At 70.0% G+C, this 20,317-nt stretch carries 21 protein-coding genes; 20 read left to right on the forward strand and 1 reads right to left on the reverse strand.

The window, feature by feature from the left end:
* Positions 1–45 precede the first annotated feature (45 nt).
* From ACFYW7_RS00315 to ACFYW7_RS00400, 18 genes are all read left to right on the forward strand, one after another.
* Positions 46–1,176 carry a hypothetical protein gene (locus tag ACFYW7_RS00315; RefSeq protein ID WP_389496751.1) on the forward strand — a complete coding sequence of 377 codons (1,131 nt, stop codon included), beginning with the start codon at positions 46–48 and terminating at the stop codon, positions 1,174–1,176.
* A complete protein-coding gene (locus ACFYW7_RS00320) occupies positions 1,173–3,407 on the forward strand; it encodes a glycosyltransferase (protein WP_389498470.1) in 2,235 nt (744 codons plus the stop codon). The genes ACFYW7_RS00315 and ACFYW7_RS00320 overlap by 4 nt, the downstream gene beginning before the upstream one ends.
* Positions 3,404–4,765: an acyltransferase family protein gene (locus tag ACFYW7_RS00325; RefSeq protein ID WP_389496753.1), complete on the forward strand. Its 1,362-nt coding sequence runs from the start codon at positions 3,404–3,406 to the stop codon at positions 4,763–4,765. The genes ACFYW7_RS00320 and ACFYW7_RS00325 overlap by 4 nt, the downstream gene beginning before the upstream one ends.
* Positions 4,766–5,100: 335 nt before the next feature.
* Entirely contained in the window at positions 5,101–5,775 is a 675-nt protein-coding gene (locus ACFYW7_RS00330; RefSeq protein ID WP_389496755.1) for a hypothetical protein, read from the forward strand.
* Positions 5,763–6,857, forward strand: coding sequence for a hypothetical protein (locus ACFYW7_RS00335; RefSeq protein WP_389498473.1), 1,095 nt, complete (start codon positions 5,763–5,765; stop codon positions 6,855–6,857). Before ACFYW7_RS00330 ends, ACFYW7_RS00335 begins: the two co-directional genes overlap by 13 nt.
* A 43-nt stretch (positions 6,858–6,900) precedes the next feature.
* Positions 6,901–7,224, forward strand: a complete 324-nt coding sequence (locus tag ACFYW7_RS00340; protein WP_389496757.1) for a hypothetical protein — start codon at positions 6,901–6,903, stop codon at positions 7,222–7,224.
* The gene (locus ACFYW7_RS00345; protein WP_389496759.1) at positions 7,221–8,561 is read left to right on the forward strand and encodes a hypothetical protein; all 1,341 of its coding nucleotides are present in this window, start codon (positions 7,221–7,223) and stop codon (positions 8,559–8,561) included. Before ACFYW7_RS00340 ends, ACFYW7_RS00345 begins: the two co-directional genes overlap by 4 nt.
* 156 nt (positions 8,562–8,717) lie before the next feature.
* Positions 8,718–9,272, forward strand: coding sequence for a hypothetical protein (locus ACFYW7_RS00350; RefSeq protein WP_389496760.1), 555 nt, complete (start codon positions 8,718–8,720; stop codon positions 9,270–9,272).
* 64 nt (positions 9,273–9,336) lie between these two features.
* Entirely contained in the window at positions 9,337–10,032 is a 696-nt protein-coding gene (locus ACFYW7_RS00355; protein ID WP_389496762.1) for a hypothetical protein, read from the forward strand.
* Between the two features lie 123 nt (positions 10,033–10,155).
* Positions 10,156–10,824, forward strand: coding sequence for a hypothetical protein (locus ACFYW7_RS00360; protein WP_389496763.1), 669 nt, complete (start codon positions 10,156–10,158; stop codon positions 10,822–10,824).
* Positions 10,825–11,138: 314 nt separating this feature from the next.
* Entirely contained in the window at positions 11,139–11,795 is a 657-nt protein-coding gene (locus ACFYW7_RS00365) for a hypothetical protein (RefSeq protein WP_389496765.1), read from the forward strand.
* On the forward strand, positions 11,783–12,820 hold the full coding sequence (locus ACFYW7_RS00370) for a hypothetical protein (RefSeq protein WP_389496767.1): 1,038 nt from the start codon (positions 11,783–11,785) through the stop codon (positions 12,818–12,820). The genes ACFYW7_RS00365 and ACFYW7_RS00370 overlap by 13 nt, the downstream gene beginning before the upstream one ends.
* A 167-nt stretch (positions 12,821–12,987) precedes the next feature.
* A complete protein-coding gene (locus tag ACFYW7_RS00375; RefSeq protein ID WP_389496769.1) occupies positions 12,988–13,497 on the forward strand; it encodes a hypothetical protein in 510 nt (169 codons plus the stop codon).
* Positions 13,498–13,570: 73 nt separating this feature from the next.
* Entirely contained in the window at positions 13,571–14,332 is a 762-nt protein-coding gene (locus ACFYW7_RS00380) for a hypothetical protein (RefSeq protein WP_389496771.1), read from the forward strand.
* Entirely contained in the window at positions 14,329–14,517 is a 189-nt protein-coding gene (locus ACFYW7_RS00385) for a hypothetical protein (protein ID WP_389496773.1), read from the forward strand. The genes ACFYW7_RS00380 and ACFYW7_RS00385 overlap by 4 nt, the downstream gene beginning before the upstream one ends.
* Before the next feature lie 138 nt (positions 14,518–14,655).
* Complete coding sequence (locus tag ACFYW7_RS00390) at positions 14,656–15,321, forward strand: GNAT family N-acetyltransferase (RefSeq protein WP_389498475.1); 666 nt, start codon at positions 14,656–14,658, stop codon at positions 15,319–15,321.
* 268 nt (positions 15,322–15,589) lie between these two features.
* On the forward strand, positions 15,590–16,969 hold the full coding sequence (locus ACFYW7_RS00395) for a nitrate/nitrite transporter (protein WP_389496774.1): 1,380 nt from the start codon (positions 15,590–15,592) through the stop codon (positions 16,967–16,969).
* A 122-nt stretch (positions 16,970–17,091) separates the two neighbouring features.
* Complete coding sequence (locus ACFYW7_RS00400; RefSeq protein ID WP_389496776.1) at positions 17,092–18,243, forward strand: uroporphyrinogen-III synthase; 1,152 nt, start codon at positions 17,092–17,094, stop codon at positions 18,241–18,243.
* Here the strand turns inward: ACFYW7_RS00400 and ACFYW7_RS00405 are convergent.
* Positions 18,192–18,746: a DUF1772 domain-containing protein gene (locus tag ACFYW7_RS00405; protein ID WP_389496778.1), complete on the reverse strand. Its 555-nt coding sequence runs from the start codon at positions 18,744–18,746 to the stop codon at positions 18,192–18,194. The genes ACFYW7_RS00400 and ACFYW7_RS00405 overlap by 52 nt on opposite strands.
* A gap of 196 nt (positions 18,747–18,942) precedes the next feature.
* Between ACFYW7_RS00405 and ACFYW7_RS00410 the strand changes: the two genes are divergently transcribed.
* Positions 18,943–19,530, forward strand: coding sequence for a CGNR zinc finger domain-containing protein (locus ACFYW7_RS00410; RefSeq protein ID WP_389496779.1), 588 nt, complete (start codon positions 18,943–18,945; stop codon positions 19,528–19,530).
* 225 nt (positions 19,531–19,755) lie between these two features.
* Positions 19,756–20,286, forward strand: a complete 531-nt coding sequence (locus ACFYW7_RS00415) for a sigma-70 family RNA polymerase sigma factor (protein WP_389496780.1) — start codon at positions 19,756–19,758, stop codon at positions 20,284–20,286.
* The last annotated feature ends 31 nt before the right edge of the window (positions 20,287–20,317 follow it).

Genomic DNA, 20,317 nt, shown 5'->3' on the forward strand with positions numbered 1-20,317 from the left:
ACCGCCCGGCAGAAGGCCGGCGGTGCAACGCCTTCGTGGCCGAAAGTGGGAGTTGGCATCAGTCCTGACCGTGGGGAACGCGCCGAGCGAGCAGCCGGCGGACGTCCCGAGCGCACCCCGGAGTCGGAGACCGAACTGCTCGCCGGTCGCATGGCGGACACCGAGGTGTCCCCGGGCCGCGCGTTCGAGGGCGCCTCGCCGTCGGGCGCTACGCCCGGCGCCTGGTTCGCCGCCGAGCGCCAGGGCACGGCCGGACCGTCCCTCACCGCCCGCACCGCCGAGACGCGGCCGTTCTTCGCCGACGGCCCCGAGACCGAACTCCTCTCCGGACCCGTGCCGGAATTCGGGCGTCCCGGACGCGCTTCCTGGGACGACCCCGACCACTCCGACGACCCCGCGCACACGCATGACCCGCACGAGGTGACGGTCCAGATCGACGGCACGGGCGGCCGGCTCGACGACCTGCTGGTCCAGCAGGCCAAGGGCGCCCCGACGACCCAGGAGGCCTCCGACGGCCCCGTCTTCGTCGACGAGTCGGGCCGCCGCAGCCGCCGCTTCCGCCGGCTCGGCATGTTCGTCGCCGTGGCCTGCGCGGTCTACGCCGTCGTGATCGTCGGCACGCTCGTGTCGGGCAACTCCAACGCGCCCTGGCTCCCCGGGCTGAGCCAGGAGAAGGACCAGCCGGCCGGACAGGTCGACACCTCGCCGCTGCCCGGACAGTCCATGGACCCGTCCCGCACCGGAGACGCCACCGCGCCCGGCGCGGTGGCGCCGGCCGCCGACGGCACGACGCCCTCGCCCGGGTCGACGCCCACGCCCGGCGCCTCGAACGAGGCCGCATCCCCCGGCGCGTCCGGCGACCCCGAGCCCAGCACGTCGACGACGACGAAGCCGAAGCCCGGTGTCACCACCAAGAAGCCGGCCCCGGACCCCACCTCGACCAAAACGGTGATCAACCCGCCCACGCCGGACTCCACCCCTCCGAGCACTCCCGGCACCACCCCCGATCCCACCGAGAGCGGGGACACCGCCGGTTCCACGGGGGCCGGCGCCGAAGCGGTCGCCCAGTCCGTCGCGGTCGCACCCGTCGCGCTGATCCGCGGGGAATCCGCGCAGTCGAGCGGCACCGCCTCCTCCCTTTCCCTCTCGCTCCCGTCCCCGGAGAACCTTCTCTGATGTCCCGCACCAGTCGTCACGGTCCTGCGTCCAGCGCGCCGGGCCGTGGCTCCCGCGCCACCCCGAAGCCCGACCGCAACGCCCGGCGCCGCCGCCTGCCCATGCGCCTGCTGCTGCCCATCACCATCCTGGTCGCGATGATGGCCATGCTGATGCTGCGCGGCTACGTACACAGCGAGATCCTCGCGGATCACCGCGTCCGTCCCGAGGCGGCCACCGACAAGGTGCCGGAGAAGATCCTCGACGGCGGCCCGGTCATCGACACCCGCAGCGGCCGCACCTCCAGCCTGAGCGTCCCGGACCACCGCCTCGTCCTCACCTTCGACGACGGCCCGGACCCCGTCTGGACCCCCAAGGTCCTGGACGTCCTCAAGGCGCACCACGCCCACGCGGTCTTCTTCGTCACCGGCACCATGGCCTCGCGCTACCCGGAACTCGTCCAGCGGATGGTGCGGGAGGGCCACGAGGTCGGCCTGCACACCTTCAACCACCCCGACCTGTCGTACCAGTCGAAGAAGCGCATCGACTGGGAGCTGTCGCAGAACCAGCTGGCGCTGGAGGGCGCGGCGGGCATCCGCACGTCCCTCTTCCGCCCCCCGTACTCCTCCTTCGCCGACGCCATGGACGACAAGTCCTGGCCGGTGACGCAGTACATCGGCTCCCGCGGCTACATCACCGTCGTCAACAACACCGACAGTGAGGACTGGCAGAAGCCGGGCGTCGACGAGATCATCCGTCGGGCCACGCCCAAGGGCGGCAAGGGCGCCATCGTCCTGATGCACGACTCGGGCGGCGACCGTCACCAGACCGTGCAGGCCATCGACCGGTTCGTGCCCGAACTCCAGGAGCAGGGCTACGAATTCGAGAACCTCACCGAGGCGCTCGACGCGAAGAGCGCGCTCACCCCGGTGACCGGCGTCGACCTCTGGAAGGGCAAGGCCTGGGTCTTCCTGGTCCAGGCCTCGGAGAAGGTCACCGACGTCCTGGTCGTCGGCATCGCGATCATCGGCGTGCTGGTCTTCGCCCGCTTCGGCCTGATGCTGCTGCTCTCCGCCGCGCACGCCCGCCGCGTTCGCCGCAAGGGCTTCCGCTGGGGCCCGACGCCGATCACCGAGCCGGTCACGGTGCTGGTCCCGGCGTACAACGAGGCCAAGTGCATCGAGAACACGGTGCACTCCCTCATGGCGAGCGAGCACCCGATCGAGATCATCGTCATCGACGACGGATCGAGCGACGGCACCGCCCGGATCGTCGAGGACCTGCTCCTGCCGAACGTGCGCGTCGTGCGCCAGCTCAACGCGGGCAAGCCCGCCGCCCTCAACAGGGGCCTGGCGAACGCCAGTCACGACATCATCGTGATGATGGACGGCGACACCGTCTTCGAACCGGAGACCGTCCGCGAACTCGTCCAGCCCTTCTCCGACCCGAAGGTCGGCGCGGTCGCGGGCAACGCCAAGGTCGGCAACCGCGACTCCCTCATCGGCGCCTGGCAGCACATCGAGTACGTGATGGGCTTCAACCTGGACCGTCGTATGTACGACATCCTGGGCTGCATGCCGACGATCCCGGGCGCGGTGGGAGCCTTCCGCCGCTCCGCCCTGGAGCGCGTCGGCGGCATGAGCGACGACACGCTCGCCGAGGACACCGACATCACGATGGCCCTCCACCGTGACGGCTGGCGCGTCGTCTACACGGAGAAGGCCCGGGCCTGGACGGAGGCGCCGGAGTCCGTCCAGCAGCTCTGGTCCCAGCGCTACCGCTGGTCGTACGGCACCATGCAGGCGATCTGGAAGCACCGCCGGTCCGTGGTCGAACGGGGTCCGTCGGGCCGCTTCGGCCGGGTCGGCCTGCCGCTGGTCGCCCTCTTCATGGTCCTGGCCCCGCTGCTGGCACCCCTGATCGACGTCTTCCTCCTGTACGGCGTCGTCTTCGGACCGACACAGAAGACGATCATCGCCTGGTTCGGCGTCCTCGCCATCCAGGTGGTCTGCGCGGCGTACGCCTTCCGCCTGGACAAAGAACGCATGACCCACCTGATCTCCCTGCCCCTCCAGCAGATCCTCTACCGGCAGTTGATGTACGTCGTCCTGCTCCAGTCCTGGATCACCGCCCTCACCGGCGGCCGGCTGCGGTGGCAGAAGCTGCGCCGCACGGGCGTGGTGGAGGCACCGGGATCGGTACCGCGGCAGCGGACGCCGGAGAGCGGGAACGAACGGAGGCCGGTCGGATGACCACGCACGAGTACCCGGTGGGGGCGACTCCGCCGCTCGGCACCCCGAGGGCGGCGGGTCCGCGTCCGTATCCGGAAGCCCCGTCGCGTCCCTGGGTGCCCACGCAGCCCGGAACGTCGCCGGAGCCGGTGAAGCAGCCGGAGCCGGGACAGGCGTCGGGTTCCGGCGCGGAACCGAAGCCGGCTCCGCGCCGCCCGGGACGCGACCGCTACCTGGACCTGCTGCGTTCCCTGGCCCTGGTCCGCGTGGTCGTGTACCACCTGATGGGCTGGGGATGGCTGACGGTCGTCTTCCCCTCCATGGGCGTGATGTTCGCGCTGGCGGGCTCCCTGATGGCGCGGTCGCTGAGCCGTCCGGCCTGGGGCGTGATCAGGGGACGCGTACGGCGCCTGCTGCCGCCGCTGTGGGCCTTCAGCGCGGTGGCGCTGGCCATGATGTTCGCGGGCGGCTGGAACCCCGTGAACGACCCCGACCACGGGGGCACATGGGGCCTGGTCGACCTGCTCAACTACATCCTCCCGGTCGGCGCCCCGCCGTTCCCCTGGAGCATCGGCTCCAAGTCGGGTCTGCTGGAGGACACCTGGGCGGTCCAGAGCGCGGGCGTGCTCTGGTACCTGCGCGCGTACCTGTGGTTCGTGGTCGCGTCCCCGCTCCTGCTGTGGGCGTTCCGCCGGGTGCCGTGGGCGACGCTGCTGGCTCCGCTCGCCCTGACGGCGGTGGTCGGCACCGGGATCGTCACCATCCCCGGTGAACTGGGCAACGCCGTCACCGACTTCGCCGTCTACGGCGGCTGCTGGGTCCTCGGCATGGCCCACCACGAGGGGACGCTCGCGAAGGTCCCGCGCTACGTCGCGATCTCGTGCTCGACCCTGATGATGGCCTTCGGCCTGTGGTGGGCGTCGGGCCATCTTGGCCCCGACGGCTGGGACTTGAACGACATCCCGCTGGCCGACGCGATGTGGTCCTTCGGGTTCGTGGTGATCCTGCTCCAGTACAGCCCGTCCTGGCAGGAGCTGCCGGGCCGCCTCGCCAAGTGGGACAAACTGGTGACGCTGTCCAACAACCGCGCGGTCACGATCTACCTGTGGCACAACATGCTCATCATGGCCACGGTCCCGATCCTCGACCAGCTGTACAACCTGCCCTTCATGGAGAGCGAGCGCGCGACGGGGGCCCTGGACGCGACGTACACGCTGTGGATGTTCGTCCTCGTGTGGCCGTTGATAGGCCTGGCCATCCTGGCCTTCGGCTGGATCGAGGACTTCGCGGCGAAACGCAGTCCACGCCTCTGGCCCGACGGCTCCAAGGGCCGCAAGTCCAACGGACGCCCGCCGCGCGGGCGTCGGGGCCGGAGCTGAACGACCGGGCGCTTCCGGCGGTGCGACCGGACGACGGGAGCCTGCCTGGCGCGGGTTGAGCAACGCGGTTCGACCGAGGGCGGCCACCCGAGTGGCCGCCCTCAGTCATGCCCAGAACTGGCGCGACGCGCTGTGCGACGGTGAACCCGGCGAGGCCGCCGACCCCGCGACGTCACCCGATCGAAGGGTTCCGGCTGCCGCCCGGTCCCCCTGTGATCCCCTCTGACCTGGTCGAACCTCCCCGCACGGCGTCATTCGCCTCCCTGCCGCCGCGCGGCTCCCCGCTAGCGTTTCGCTGTCCTCCTCCCGCACCCCACGTCGTTCAGGAGCCAGCAGTGAACCGCCGTTCCCGCATGGTCGTCACAGCCGCCGCCGGAGCGGCGGCCGCGCTCCTGCTGACCGCGTGCGGCGGCGGTGACGGGAAGGCGGAGGGCGACGACAAGATCGCCGGGGTGGACACGGGGACCCGGCCGTCGACTTCACCGGGCGCGGGCGCGGGCGTGGGCGTGAGCGGGACGGCGTCCGGAGGGCGGCCCACGGTCACGCTTCCCTCCGACGCGCGGAACGTGTTCGAGAACGAGACGACCGGCGACGTCGGGAAGGACGCGGTGCTCGCGGACAACGCCCGGCGCATCGAGTCCATCGACGACGCGATCTTCCGGGGAAGCGTGAACACCGAGGCCCTGGGCTTCTACAGCGCGGAAGGCGCCTTGGACAGCGCGCGGAGGGTCGTCAAGGGATACCTGGACGACGAGCGTTCGTGGACGGGCACCACCCGGTACTTCGACCGCAGGGTCACCTTCCGTCCCGACGGCGGTGCCGTTGTCGTGTACTGCTCCGACGAGAGCAGGTCCTTCCTCAGGAACCGGAAGACGGACAAGGTCGAGAAGACGCCGGCCTCGGCGGACACCTACGTGCTCTACAACACCCGGCTGGCGAGGAATCCGGCCGGCGTGTGGCAGACCGTCAACGTCATCTCGAAGCGCGGGGCCGCCCGGTGCCGGCCCTGAGGAGTTCGGCGGCGGCCTTCGGAGCGTTCCTGTGCCTGGCGGCGCTCGGCGCGCACGCCGCCCATGCCGGTGGTTCGGCGGGCGAGGGCAACGAGAACACCACGCCGAGGCCCCGGGGGAACGCCACGGACGACGGCACGTTGTCGGCCGGCGTCGATGCCGTGTCCTTCGACCGTTCGAGGAACGGCTCGACCGGACCGGACCGACCGGGCGGACTACGGGGATCAGGTGGATCGGGCGGACCGGGTGCATCGGGCGGCCCGTTGACCTCGGTGTCGGGGACGTGGACCCCACCCGCTTGCTACTACGCGCCGAGGTACACCCCGGCCCAGCTGCGGAGCTACAAGGAGTCGGTCTGGGGTGCCGGCTCGACGGGATACCAGTGGGACGCCGAACAGCGCGACAAGTACGTGAACGGGAAGCCGTACACGGACTTCAACGAGGCCGAGACCGGCGAGGGCTACTGGTGGGACGCGTACGTCACCGAGGGCCGCGAGGGAGACCCGGCCGCCGGTGACTGCACCGAGGACTTCTTCTGGGTGGATACGGGTGACGCGCCGCCGGCGGACATTCCGCAGGCGGTCACCCCGGAGGTGCTGGCGCAGTTGGCCTACGCGGAGATACGGGTGCCGTCGACGAGGGTGGAGCTGGCTCCGGCGGGGACGACGAAGGTGAATCTGCCGACGTGGGCGTGGCTGGACGCGGCGGACTTCAAGCCGGTGTCGGTGACGGCGTCGGTCCCGTTGCTGGGTGTGAACGCGACGACGACGGCGGAGCCGGTCTCGCTCAGGATCGAGCCGGGCACGGGTGATGCGGCGACGTATCCGGCGTCGGGTGTTTGTGAGCTGGCGGGTGACCGTATCGGGGAGGCGTACGCGAAGGGCAAGGCGGGGCGGACCCCGCCGTGCGGGGTGAAGTATCTGCGTTCCTCGGGTGACGGTTCGTACAAGTTGCGGGCGACCGTCACTTGGAAGATCCACTGGACGGGTACCGGTGTGGCCGCGGCGCAGAACCTTCCCGACGGCACCTTCGGGGCCGAGCAGGACGTCGTCGTGCAGGAGATCCAGTCAGTCAACCGCTGAGTCCGGCCCTCCGGACCCACCGAGATCCGGAAGAGGCAGGGGCGTGGCGGAGCGGTTGGCCGTTGACGGCGACGAGTTGTCGCACTTCATGAAGATGCTCGGGGCGTCCACGGACTCCTTGAAGGGGCTGCGCAAGGCGCTGGAGGACGCCACGGTCACCGGTCTCGGCACGGACGATCTCGACCGCGCCTGTGAGGACTTCCAGGACAGCTGGAAGTACGGCGCCGACCAGATCGGCGAGCAGACCGAGGACCTGGCCAAGATTATCGCGAAGAGCAGGGACAGCTACCGCGAGGTGGACCGGGCCCTGGAGCAGGCACTGAGGAAGGCCCGGAACGGCGGCGGCAAGGGGGGCGGTACGAGGTGACGGACCCACTCGGGGACACCGGAGCGGCGCTCGATCCGCAGTCCCGCGCCGACCGGCCGAAGCCGCAGGGTCTCAAGTCGGTCCCGCGCCTCCCCAACCCCGGCCACCCGCATCTCGGGTTCGACCCGGTGCCGGGCAGCACGGAGACCGTCGGCGGCCTGCGCAAGAAGCTCACGGGGTGCGCGAAGGTTCTCGAAGAGACGCATGGCCTCGTCACCAAGCTGATGGACGGCAGCTATTGGGAGGGCGACGCGGCCGTCGCCTTCCGGGAACAGCTGGACGGCGGCCCGCTTCCCCTGAACCTGAAGCACGCCGCACGCTCCATCCGTAGAGCCGCGGTCCAACTCGACCGCTGGGAGGGCGAACTCGCCGAGTTCCAGCGCCGGGCGAAGCGACTGGAGGAGGACGCGAAGGCGGCGCAGGCCGAGGTGGACCGGGCGAAGGGCCACGCCGTCCATGCGGGGGACAGCCCCGACCTGGACGGGAAGAGCGCCGGCCACGCCGAGGCGCGGGGAGCCCTGACCAAGGCGAAGGCCGCGGTGGAGGAAGCAGAGGAGGCTCTTCGGAGGATTCGAGGCAAGGCCAGGAAACTCGCGGAGGAACACGAGCACCAGGCCCGGATCCGCGCGGACAAGATCCGCGACGCCACGAAAAAGCTGGCACCGCACGAGCCGGGCTGCTTCGACTCGGCCCTCGACTGGCTGGCCGACAATCTGCCGGACATCTTGAGCACGGTGGGGGCGGTGATCGGGTTGGTGGCTTTGTTTGTTGTGTCGGGTGGGACGGTGGCGGCGGTGCTGTTGCTTGCCGCCGCCGCTTTGAGCGGGACGGCTTTGGCGCTACGGGTCTTCGACGACCCGACGCTGCGCGAATCACTGTGGGACGGATTCACCAAGGGCGAGTTCGACACCGATTTCTGGAGCAATTTCGTCACGGTCGGCGGCGATGCGCTGGGAGTGCTCCCTGGTGTCGGTGCGGTAGGCAAAGGAGTCTCAGTCGCGGCCAGGGCGGCTGGCGAGTCTGGAGAAGTACTCACGACTCTTCAGCGTGCGGGTCGACTTGGTGTCGGCACCATGGAGCATGCGAAATCCATCGCGGATCTGGACAACGCACTGCTCGGCTTCACGATCCGGGGGGCCCGAGCGGCTCAGATCACCAAAACGGTCGAGGTCACCTCAAGCTCTGTAGGGGTAGGCACAGCAGGGTTTGGCCTGGTCATGACCGCTGTGGACACCGACGACGACGGAATCAAGGATGGATCCGTGGCCAGTATCGACGGGGCACGCCTGGGTCTTGACGTCGGCGGACTCATCAACATCGCGCGACATGTCTTCTGAGCGCGGAAAGAGAGAGTTCATTTCATGAATCCGACCAGCTACAGAGCGGCTTGGGACCATCCGCCGACCAGGCAGGAATGGGTTCGCCACATGATCATGGCTGTCAGTCGATTCATCGGGTGGGTCGCGGTGTGGATCGGAAGCCTATTTCTCATCGTGGCCACACCACGGTGGATCGGCTGGCTCTTTCTGCTTCTGCTTGTCTACGCGACCTTCCGAGCCGTCCTCCAACTCGCCTACATCCGCCCCTCCATCTACATCCGGCGCACCCTCACGCAATATCCCTGGCAACTTCTCAGCGGCGTCCCTCGGGGGCGGAACAAGCATCCTCAGGTCCAAGAGAACGAGATGTGGCTGGAGTTGCCCAATCCGGAGGAGCCGGAGGAGCGGATCCCCCTGCTCTTCCTCTCCAGCATGCGCACCTTCTGGTGGATGCGCCGCTTCGGTACCTCCCGAACGAAACCGGAGGTGAAGGCGCAGATCGAGCCGCTCTGGTTCGCCGGCGACCCCCGTTTCGTCGCCGTCATCGCGGCCACGGGGCGCACCGGCAAGGGTCCCCGGCGGCTGCACCTCCTCTACCAGCGCACGGCGACAGGCCGCCGGGGCATCGAGCCGACCGATTGGAGGGCGAGCCCCGCCGCTCTCGAACGGGCCCGCCGCTCCGGAGCGCACGTTCCCGACGGGGTGCGCCAGTATCCGCACCCGTCCTGACCGCACCCGCCCCGACCGCATCCGTCCTGACCGCATCCGTACCGACCGCACCCGACAGGATTCGATGACTACGGCCTCCCGCTTCGCCGTCGCCGACTCGGCCGGGGATCCCGATGCCGAGATCTGGTTCGCGGAACCGCCGGGCTTCACCGCTGTGCCCCTCGACGCGTTGCTCCCCCCGGCGGACTCCACGGCCGCCGACGCTCTGCGTACCGCCTTCGAGCCGATCCTCCGGGCGGCGCCCGACGAGACGGTTCGCCAGGAGTTCGTCGCGCGGTGTGCTCAGGTGCAGCAGTTGCTCGGTGCCCTGCGTGAGGCCGGAACGGTTCACTGCTCGATCGGTCTGCACCGTGATGACGTGGACGAGCGGGGCGAGGGCGCCGGTGGCGCGCCGTTGCTGTCGTTCCTCACCGTCTCCTGGCGGACGACCGCCGTGTCGCCGCGCGCCGTGACGGCCGCTCGTGCGGTGGGCCATCTGGACGGGCAGGCGCCCATCGAATACGTCGAACTGCCGTGTGGCCCGGCCACGTTCGGCGAGACCGTGCGGGTCGCCGACGCCGGGAGCGGACTGCCCCGGATGCCGCTGGTCCAGTTCCACGCCCATGTGCCCCACCCGGACTGCAGACGTCTGGCCGTTCTCACGCTGAGCACGACGGCGGTCGAACGACGTGAGCAGTACCGCGCGATCCTCCGTCGGATCGCGTTCCTGGTGAGTTTCGACAGCCCTCTGGATCTGGGGTCCAGGTTGTCGCCGCTGTGAACGCCGGTGCGGGCCAAGGGTATTCACCCGGTACGGGCAGGGTGTGGTCGGTGTGGTGTCGTCACGTGGGCCCCGATAGCGTGTTACGTCCCTTCCGTGACCCGCGTCGCTCTGGAGTCTGCTGTGAACCGCCGTCCCCGTCTGCTTGCCACAGCCGCCTTCGGAACGGCGGCCGCGCTCCTGCTGACCGCGTGCGGCGGTGGTGACGGGAAGGCGAAGGGCGACGGCAAGGCTGCCGGGGCGGACGCGGGGGACCGGGTGTCGGCGTCACCGGGCGCGGGCACGGGCGGGAGCGCGTCGGCGTCCGTGGGGCGGCCGACGGTCGAGCTGCCGTCCGATCTGGTGCTGACCTTCACGCCCGAGAAGTCGGGTGACGCGGTCCAGGACGCGATCCTGAAGGACAATGCCGAGTTCATTCGGGCGCTCGACGCGGCCATCGTCGCGCAGAACCCGCGACTGCCCGCTCTCGAGTCCTACACCGAGGGCGAAGGCGCGGTGGCGGCTCAGCAGTGGGTCCAGTCCTTCAAGTCGGCCGGCTGGACGGTCACCGGCGCGGTGCGCTATTTCGACCGGCACGTGAAGGTCAGGTCCAAGGAAGCTGCTTCGATCAGTTACTGCGCGGACGAGAGCAAGGGGTTCAGCAAGGTCATCAAGACCGGCAGGACCGTGAACACGAAGGTCACCAAGAACAGTTACGTCGCCTACGGAGTTCAGGTGGAGAAGAACGAGCGGGGGATCTGGGAGTTGGTGAAGGTCTCCTCCACCCGAGGGGCCGCCAAGTGCCAGCCGTGAAAAGGGTGTTCGCGGGGCGCAGCTCCCCTCTCTGGACGAGCCTGCAACCGTACTTCCGTTCCCGGACGTCCACTCGTACGACGCCGGTCGGCCCTCGGCCGGGTCGACGCGGGGCTTTGCGGTGGCCAACACGGTGACGCATCCCACTCCGCGACGTCACTCGATCGAAGCGCGTGGAGGGGGAGTTGGTGTGGATATGCGGGCTTGCGCCTCGCCCGTCCGGCCCTGCGGCGCAATTCGCTCTGGTGTCGCCACATGAGCCCCCGCTAGCGTGTTGCTTCCCTCCCGCACCCCACATCGCCCAGGAGTCTGCCGTGAACCGCCGTCCCCGCCTGCTTGCCACAGCCGCCGTCGGAGTGACGGCCGCGCTGCTTCTGTCCGCGTGCGGCGGCGGTGACGGGAAGGCGAAGGACAACGACAAGATCGCCGGGGCGGACACGGGGAGCAAGACGTCGGCTTCGCCGAGCGCGAGCGCGTCGGCGTCCTCGGAGCGGCCGAAGACCGAGCTGCCGTCCGACCTCACACTGGCCTTCGAAGGTTCGAAGACCGGAGACTCCGTCAAAGACGCCGTGCTCGCCGACAACGTCGAGCGGATGCGGGCTGTCGACGCGGCGATCACCGGGACGGACCCCAAGGGCGAAGCCCTCGGGTACTACAACACCGGAAAGGCGCTGGAATCCGCGCTGACTTGGGTCCAGCAGTTCAAGGACGCGGATTCCAGCATCACCGGCGAAGTGCGCTACTACGACCGGAAGGTGACGCTCAAGGGCAAGACCTCGGCGTTCCTCACGTTCTGTGCGGACGAGAGCAAGGGCTTCAGCAAGGACAAGAAGACCCACTCGGTCGACAAGACGCCTGTCACCAAGAACAGTTACGTGTTCTACAACTCACGGTTGGACAAGAACGCCGAGGGCGTCTGGCAGACGTCCCAGATCATCGCCACCAGGGGGGCCGCTGCGTGTCAGCCGTAGCACGGAAAACGATCCAGGTCGCCCTGCTCGCGGGTGCCCTCGCACTCGCGAACTGCCCTACGGCGGTGGCGGACGTGGTGCCTGGTGGCAAGGGGAGCGGGACGGAGACGCGGGTGGACGGAGGGCAGGACGACCAGAACGTCTCAGCGACCGCCGGTGCCGTCGTCTTCGATCGTTCGAAGAACGGGTCGGGCGACTCGACGGGCCCGGTGACGTCGTCGTCGGGTTCATGGACTCCGCCCGCATGCTATTACGCGCCGAAATACACGCCGGATCAGCTGCAGAAATACCTGGAGCCCATCTGGAATGCCGAGTCGACCGGGGTCGAGTGGGACCGGGAGCAGCGGAACAAATACGTCGACGGCGAGTACAAGGATTTCAACAAGGCCAAGGCCGACGAGGGCTATTGGTGGGACTCGTACGTGACCAAGGGTCGAGAGGGCGATCCCGGCGCGTTGAAGTGCGACAAGCCGATCTTCTGGGTGGATACGGGTGACGCGCCGCCGGCGGACATTCCGGAGGCGATCACTCCGGAGATGTTGGCGCAGTTGGCCTACGCGGAGATACGGGTGGCGTCGACGAGGGTGGAGCTGGCTCCGGCGGGGACGACGAAGGTGAATCTGCCGACGTGGGCGTGGCTGGACGCGGCGGATTTCAAGCCGGTGTCGGTGACGGCGTCGGTCCCGTTGCTGGGTGTGAACGCGACGACGACGGCGGAGCCGGTCTCGCTCAGGATCGAGCCGGGGACGGGTGATGCGGCGACGTATCCGGCGTCGGGTGTTTGTGAGCTGGCGGGTGACCGTATCGGGGAGGCGTACGCGAAGGGCAAGGCGGGGCGGACCCCGCCGTGCGGGGTGAAGTATCTGCGTTCCTCGGGCGACGGTTCGTACAAGTTGCGGGCGACCGTCACTTGGAAGATCCACTGGACGGGTACCGGTGTGGCCGCGGCGCAGAACCTTCCGGACGGCACCTTCGGGGCCGAGCAGGACGTCGTCGTGCAGGAGATCCAGTCCGTCAACCGCTGAGCGAAATCCAGGAGTCCGTCGTGAACCGCCGCCCCCGTCTGTTTGCCGTTGCCGTCGTGGGAGCGGCGGTCGGGCTGTTGTCGACCGGGTGCGGTGGAGGTGACGGTGAGGCGAAGGGTGACGGCCGGGCTGCCGGTGCGGGGAGCCGGTCCTCGGACTCGCCCGGTGTGAGCGCGAGCGCGTCGACCTCCGTGGAGCGGCCGAGGATCGAGCTGCCGTCCGATCTCACGTACGACTTCGAGTGGCGCAGGACGGGCGACAAGGACAAGGACGCGGTCCTCGCGGACGGCGAGTTGTTCATCAAGGCCACGGACCAGGCCATCGCCAACCAGGATCCGCTGGATCCCGCGTACCGCTTCTATTCGGTGGGGGAACTCGCCGCCGCGACCCGGAAGTACGTGCAGCGTTTCGTGGACCACAAGGCTCGTACCACTGGCGTCTATCGCTTCTACGACGAGTCCGTGACCCTGCGCGGCGACGGGGCCGCCACGCTCACGTACTGCGAGGACCAGGGCAAGGCGTACAACCGCTATGTCGAGACCGGAAAGGTCGACAGGACGCCGGTCACCAAGAACAGCTACGTCTTCTACGACACGTCACTGAAGAAAAATCCGGACGGGGTGTGGGTGACTCAGGACATGATCTCGGAGAGGGCGAGCGGCAGATGTCGGCCGTGAGCCGCCGTCGAGCGCGCCCGGACCGTGCGGCACCGAGCCGTGCACCGAGCAACCGGAATTCTGGGGAAGCACCGTGGGAACCGACGATCTCGACCCGGTCGCGGACGACGAGCTGTTCGCGAGGGCCTTGCGGGAGATCGGCGCCGAGGACGAGGACACTCCGCTTCCCTGCCTGATGGCCCTGCACAACCGGCCGACCCGGCACGTCTTCGAGCGCGCGGCCCGACTGCTGGCCGGAGACAAGCCGGAGGAACGGGAACTGGGGGCGCGGGTCCTGCGCGAGCTGGGCCGCGGTGACGCCGAGGGCCGCCGGCCGTTCACCGCGGAGACGGTCGAGGTCGTCGTGGCCGGGATGGCCGACGAGCCGGACCCCTGGGTACTGGGATGGATGATCTCCGCCCTCGGCCACCACGGCGCCGAGGAGACCCTCGACCTGGTGCTCGGACACCGGGCGCACGCGGCGCAGCCCGTCCGCTTCTCGGTGGCCGCCGCGCTGCCCTGTCTGGCCGACGGCGAGCGCACCCAGGACCGGGTCGTCGAGGCCCTCCTGGCGCTGGCCGAGGACGACAGCGAGGCGGTGCGCTGGTACGCCCTGTACGCCTTGTTCAACGAGACGGCCGGCGTCGCCGACGAACAGAAGACCGCGTGGGCCACCGCCCTGACCGAGCGGGGCGACACCGAACGGCGTGACCAGCTGCACCACCTGGGCACGAACCTCGACGACGACGCCGACCCCGCTCTGCGCTCCGCGCTCGAACAGGCGCGGGACGCCGGATCGACCGTCCTGGCGCACCACCCGGCCGGGAACGGTGGACGTTCCGGGGGAGACGCGTGAGCAGGAGGCGGTACGTCGCCCGGGGAGTGCCCGGCGGCTACCGGATCTGGAGCAACAAGGCGCGTCGATGGTGGGGCGACCTCTATGAGCTGTGTCCCGACGACCTCCTCGCCGAGCTGAACGGCGAAGCCGACTCCGCGAGGATCACCGAGCTGATGAAGCGCTGTCGGGCAAAGAAGCGGTAGCGCCGTGGCCCGGGCCGGCCCGGGCCCGTTCTCGCGAGGGTCCGCACCCGGGGATCGTGTGCCCCCACCGAGGCGTCCCTGTCCAAGTTGTAAGGTTCTACTGGCCAGTTGGTCCATTACGGTTCGGGGGTGGAGGTCATGCCGGACGCCGGGAGCGGTGAGTTCGTGCGGGCGTGGATCGACGGCTGGGTCGTCTCGCGCGGTGCCGCGGACCCGACCGGGGAGCCCTGGGGCTGGACGATCGACGTCGGACAGAGCCGGCACGTCCGGCGGCACGTGCTGCCGGACCCGACCGAGACGGCGGTGCGCAAGGTCGCCGACGGCACCGGCGTGCCCTGGACCTGGCTGAAGCTGTTCGCCGAGGACGACGAGGTCCGGCCGTGGGTCGGGCCCGGGTGGCGGTTCGGCCCGCCCGGTTTCCTGATGACCTGCCCGCTGGCGGCCGAACGGCCCGCGGTGCCGGCCGGATACACGGTGACCACCTGGGCCCGGGGCGGTGTCACCCGGGTCCTGGTCCGCGACGCCGACGGGTGCTTCGCGGCCCGCGGACAGATCGCCCGGGGCTCCCGGAGCGGGGCGAGCGCCGTCGCGGACCAGATCGAGACCGCGCCCGAGCACCGGCGCAGGGGACTCGGCGGCCTGGTGATGCGCACCCTGCAGAACGCGGCCCACGAGGCCGGGGCCCGCACCGGCGTCCTGGTCGGCACGACCGAGGGGCGGGCGCTCTACGCGTCGCTGGGCTGGACCACCCGGTCTCCGATGGCAAGCCTCTGGTACGAGCCGACGGCCGACGCGGGGGAGTGAGAGCGGTCCCCGGCCTGAGGCAGCCGCACGACCCGGGACTACGCCGAACCCGATGCGGACCGGGGCCGGTCGTCCGCCCCCGCCCGGTGCCTCCCGTGACGGGCGGCGCGATCCCGCCCCCCCCCGCCGTCCTCACCGCGCGCTCCCCGCGCGGGTGAGAGCAACGTTCCCTTCCGGTCACTCACAGCCACCGGACCGGAAACGCGCCCTCCCTACCTTCGGGATCAGCAGCCCAGTAGGCAGCCCGGAGAACCAATGGAGGCGCGACATGACTGCCCCAGCCACGAGTACGGCCCCCGCGCGGGGCGGTCGCTGGATCGAGGAGTGGGACCCCGAGGACGAGGCCTTCTGGGCGGCGAAGGGGGAGAAGGTCGCCCGGCGCAACCTGCTCTTCTCCGTGCTGTCCGAGCACATCGGGTTCTCCGTCTGGACCATGTGGTCGGTGATGGTCCTGTTCATGGGACCGGAGTACGGGCTCACCCCGGCCGACAAGTTCCTGCTCACCTCGATGGTGACGCTGGTCGGCGCCGTGGTGCGGGTGCCCTACACCTTCGCGGTCGCGCTGTTCGGCGGCCGTAACTGGACCATCGTGTCCGCGGGTCTGCTGCTCGTGCCGACCGTCGCCGCGTTCGCGGTGATGGAGCCGGGCACCTCGTTCACGACGTTTCTCGTGGTGGGCCTGCTGGCCGGGATCGGCGGCGGCAACTTCGCCTCCAGCATGACCAACATCAACGCCTTCTTCCCCCTGCGGAAGAAGGGCTGGGCCCTCGGCCTCAACGCGGGCGGCGGCAACATCGGCGTCCCGGTCATCCAGCTCGTGGCGCTCGCCATCATCGGGGCGAGCGGCGGACCCCGGGTGCTCCTCGGGATCTACATCCCGCTCGTCGTGGTGGCCGCCGTCCTCGCCGCCCTCTTCATGGACAACATCGCCTCCGTGAAGAACGACACCGGCGCCGCCGTCGACGCGGCCAAGGACGCCCACACCTGGATCATGGCGTTCCTGTACGTCGGCACCTTCGGATCGTTCATCGGCTACGCCTTCGCCTTCGGCCAGGTGCTCCAGGTCGAGTTCGGGCGCACGCCGCTCCAGGCCGCCTACCTCACCTTCATCGGCCCGCTGCTCGGCTCGCTGATCCGGCCCGTCGGCGGCTGGCTCGCCGACCGCTACGGCGGCGCCAGGATCACCCTGTGGAACTTCGTCGCCATGGCCGCGGCGACCGGGATCCTCGTGTACGCCAGCAGCGAGAAGTCGCTGGCACTGTTCGTCGGCGTCTTCGTGGTGCTCTTCGTGCTCAGCGGGCTCGGCAACGGATCGACGTACAAGATGATCCCCGGGATCTTCCAGAAGAAGGCCCTGGACAAGGGGCTCGAAGGGGAGGAGGCCGCGCGGTACGGACGCCGGCTCTCCGGGGCCTCCATGGGGCTGATCGGCGCGGTGGGCGCACTCGGCGGCGTCGGCATCAACCTCGCCTTCCGGCAGTCGTTCCTCAGCTCCGCCTCGGGCACCGGCGCCTTCGTCACCTTCCTCGCCTTCTACGCGGTCGCTTTCGTGGTCACCTGGGCCGTATACCTTCGCCGCCCGGCCACCACCGGTGATCGAACCACCACCACGGAGACGAAGCCCCAGCTCAGCTACGCCGAGGTGTGACGTAACACGGCCGACATCCCCTAGATCCGAGCCTGTCACGGTCCGTTGGCAGGCTCGGACCGGCCGCGGACGTACGACAGCACAGACCCGTACGACGACTCTTCGAGCACGAGACGAGAGCCATGTACGACGAACAGAAGCGACCGGAACACGGGCCACTCGCAGGATTCACCGTCGGGGTGACCGCGGCGCGCCGGGCCGACGAGCTGGGCGCGCTGCTCCAGCGGCGCGGGGCGACCGTCGTGCACGCGCCGGCCCTGCGGATCGTGCCCCTCGCCGACGACGGTGAACTGCTCACCGCCACGAAGGAGTTGGTCGACAACGCGCCGGACGTGGTGGTGGCCACCACCGCCATCGGGTTCCGCGGCTGGATCGAGGCCGCCGACGGCTGGGGCCTCGGCGACGAACTGCTCGCACGGCTGCGCGGAGTCGAACTGCTGGCCCGGGGACCCAAGGTCAAGGGCGCCATAAGGGCCCAGGGGCTCACCGAGGAGTGGTCGCCGTCCTCCGAGTCGATGGCCGAGGTGCTCGACCGGCTGCTCGACGAGGGCGTCGACGGCCGCCGGATCGCCGTACAGCTGCACGGTGACCCGCTGCCCGGATTCGTGGAGTCGCTGCGGGCCGCCGGAGGAGAGGTCGTGCCCGTGCCCGTGTACCGGTGGATGCCGCCGGAGGACATCGGCCCGGTCGACCGGCTGCTCGACGCCGCCCTCACCCGCGGCGTGGACGCGATCACGTTCACCAGCGCGCCCGCCGCCGCCTCCCTGCTGACCCGGGCCGAGGACCGGGGCCTGCTCCCGGAACTCCTCGCCGCGCTGCGCCACGACGTCCTGCCCGCCTGCGTCGGCCCGGTCACCGCGCTGCCGTTGCAGGCCCACGAGATCGACACCGTCCAGCCCGAACGCTTCCGGCTCGGCCCCCTCGTCCAGCTGCTCTGCCAGGAACTGCCGGGCCGGGCACGGGCGTTGCCCGTCGCCGGGTACCGGATGGAGATCCGCGGGCACGCGGTGCTGGTGGACGGGTCGCTGCGGCCCGTGCCGCCCGCCGGGATGTCGCTCCTGCGGACTCTCGCGCGGCGGCCCGGGTGGGTGGTGGCACGGTCCGATCTGCTGCGCGCGCTGCCGGGCGCCGGCCGCGACGAGCACGCCGTGGAGACCGCGATGGCCCGGCTGCGTACGGCACTCGGCGCGCCCAAGCTGATCCAGACGGTCGTCAAGCGGGGCTACCGGCTCGCGCTCGACCCCGCCGCGGACTCCAAGTACGCGGACGACTGAGGCCGCCGGCTCAGGAACAGGGCGCGGGCGAGGCAGCCGAGCGCGACCGTCGACAGCAGGGCGCGGACGACGTTCCAGGCCGCCCAGGTGTCCTCGAACCGGTCGCGCACGGCCGCCGGGTCGGCGATCCGCGCCGGGTCGCCCGCGTCCGCGAGACCGTTGTTGAGCGGGATGCTCACGGCCACGGTGATCAGCAGCACGAGCGCGCAGGCGGCGAGCGCGGCGAACACCCACCACCGGTTCGGCGCGCCGCGGTACCGCCGGGCGGCGACCGCCGTCAGGGCCGGCGCTCCCAGGAAGCTCAGGAAGAACACCGGGTTCTGGATCACGTCGTTGACGTTCCCCATGACCTCGATGAAGACCCGGTCGTCGCTGCGGGCAAGCGCCGGCATCACCGCGCAGGCGAAGGCGTAGAAGACCCCGGCGAGCAGGCCCGTCGCGACCGTGGCCGCACCCAGTACTCCCGCGGCCGTGTCGCGCCGCTCCGTGCTGTTGTCCGTCATGTCCCCCAGTCAACCGGCGTGCGGGGACGGGTGACATGGCCGAGGCGCGCGGCCGCATACGCGGGCGTCCACCCCCGCCGGGCGACCGGCCGGGCTCCGCGCCGGGTACGGGGCGGTACGGAGTCTTCCGGCGGGGCGCCGGGACATGCACTGTAGGGGGTACGACGGCGGGTGACCCCAAGGCGGTGACAGGCGCATGGCATCGGGAATGGCCACAGCCTCGTACGAGCTGCGGTTCGACTCCGGGCGGATCTGCCTGGACCTGACGGCGACCACCCATCCCGAGGAACGCCTCGACTCGGCCGCCCGGTTGCGTTCCTGGGTCCTCGCCTCGGGACTGGTCCCCGCGGCGACGCCGCTGACCGCCGTGGACGAGGCGTGGCTGCTCGGCTTCCGGGAACTGCGCGGACACATAGCCCAGTTGGTGCGCGGCGAGCTGGCCGCGCGACCGGCCGACGGCGCGCTCGCCCGCGTCAACGCCGTCGCCCTCGCCGCCCCGCCCGCCCGCTGGGCCGTCCGCGCCGCCGACGGTTCGCTGCACAGCGTGCTGCACACCCCGCCCCGCTGCGCCGAACTGCTCTCCGTGGTGGCCCGGGACGCCCTCGATCTGCTCACCGACCCCCCGTCCAGGGCGAGTCTTCGGCAGTGCGAGAGTGACAACTGCCCGATCGTCTACCTCGACACCTCGCGCGGCCGTCGCCGGCGGTGGTGTTCGAGCGAGGTGTGCGGCAACCGGGAGAGAGTGGCCCGGCACCGGCGCCGGGCGGCTCTGGCACAGGCCTGATCACACCTGTGCGTGATCTTCCAGTGACACGAGGTGATCGTTATGCATTCTTCTCTATGTCTGCACATCTTCAACAGAAAAAACCCTGAACACTTTGAACACCCGCGTACCCACATGCGTACCCGGTGATGAGCGACCGACTGGGGGAACCCCCGGACACCGGAGGTAGGCGTGCGCAAGGATTCAGCCGTGGCTGATGAACACAGGCCAAGGGCCCGACATCGCATGTCTCAGCAGTCCTCGTCGTCCGAACCCGACGAGGAGCTGATGCGTGCGTTGTACCGGGAGCATGCCGGGCCGTTGCTGGCCTATGTGCTGCGCCTGGTCGCCGGAGACCGGCAGCGCGCCGAGGACGTCGTGCAGGAAACACTCATCCGTGCCTGGAAGAACGCCGGCCAGCTCAATCGAGCGACCGGTTCGGTACGCCCCTGGCTGGTGACGGTCGCCCGACGCATCGTCATCGACGGCCACCGCAGTCGGCAGGCCCGGCCGCAGGAGGTCGACCCGTCGCCGCTGGAGGTCATCCCCGCGGAGGACGAGATCGACAAGGCGTTGTGGCTGATGACACTGTCGGACGCGCTGGACGACCTGACCCCTGCTCACAGGGAAGTACTGGTCGAAACATACTTCAAAGGGCGTACCGTCAATGAGGCGGCCGAAACGCTCGGCATTCCCAGCGGCACTGTGCGCTCACGGGTGTTCTACGCGCTGCGTTCGATGAAGCTGGCGCTGGAGGAGCGGGGGGTGACGGCATGAACACGTACGGGGGTTACGGAACAGGTGGGCC

Origin of the sequence: Streptomyces sp. NPDC002580, assembly GCF_042889485.1 — a bacterium.
Classification (GTDB): Bacteria; Actinomycetota; Actinomycetes; order Streptomycetales; family Streptomycetaceae; genus Streptomyces.

Coding starts and splice junctions, on each gene's coding strand:
- ACFYW7_RS00325 (WP_389496753.1), top strand. CDS start 3,404: ATGACCACGCACGAGTACCCGGTGGGGGCGACTCCGCCGCTCGGCACC.
- ACFYW7_RS00355 (WP_389496762.1), top strand. CDS start 9,337: ATGACTACGGCCTCCCGCTTCGCCGTCGCCGACTCGGCCGGGGATCCC.
- ACFYW7_RS00390 (WP_389498475.1), top strand. CDS start 14,656: ATGCCGGACGCCGGGAGCGGTGAGTTCGTGCGGGCGTGGATCGACGGC.
- ACFYW7_RS00395 (WP_389496774.1), top strand. CDS start 15,590: ATGACTGCCCCAGCCACGAGTACGGCCCCCGCGCGGGGCGGTCGCTGG.
- ACFYW7_RS00400 (WP_389496776.1), top strand. CDS start 17,092: ATGTACGACGAACAGAAGCGACCGGAACACGGGCCACTCGCAGGATTC.
- ACFYW7_RS00405 (WP_389496778.1), bottom strand. CDS start 18,746: ATGACGGACAACAGCACGGAGCGGCGCGACACGGCCGCGGGAGTACTG.
- ACFYW7_RS00410 (WP_389496779.1), top strand. CDS start 18,943: ATGGCATCGGGAATGGCCACAGCCTCGTACGAGCTGCGGTTCGACTCC.
- ACFYW7_RS00415 (WP_389496780.1), top strand. CDS start 19,756: ATGTCTCAGCAGTCCTCGTCGTCCGAACCCGACGAGGAGCTGATGCGT.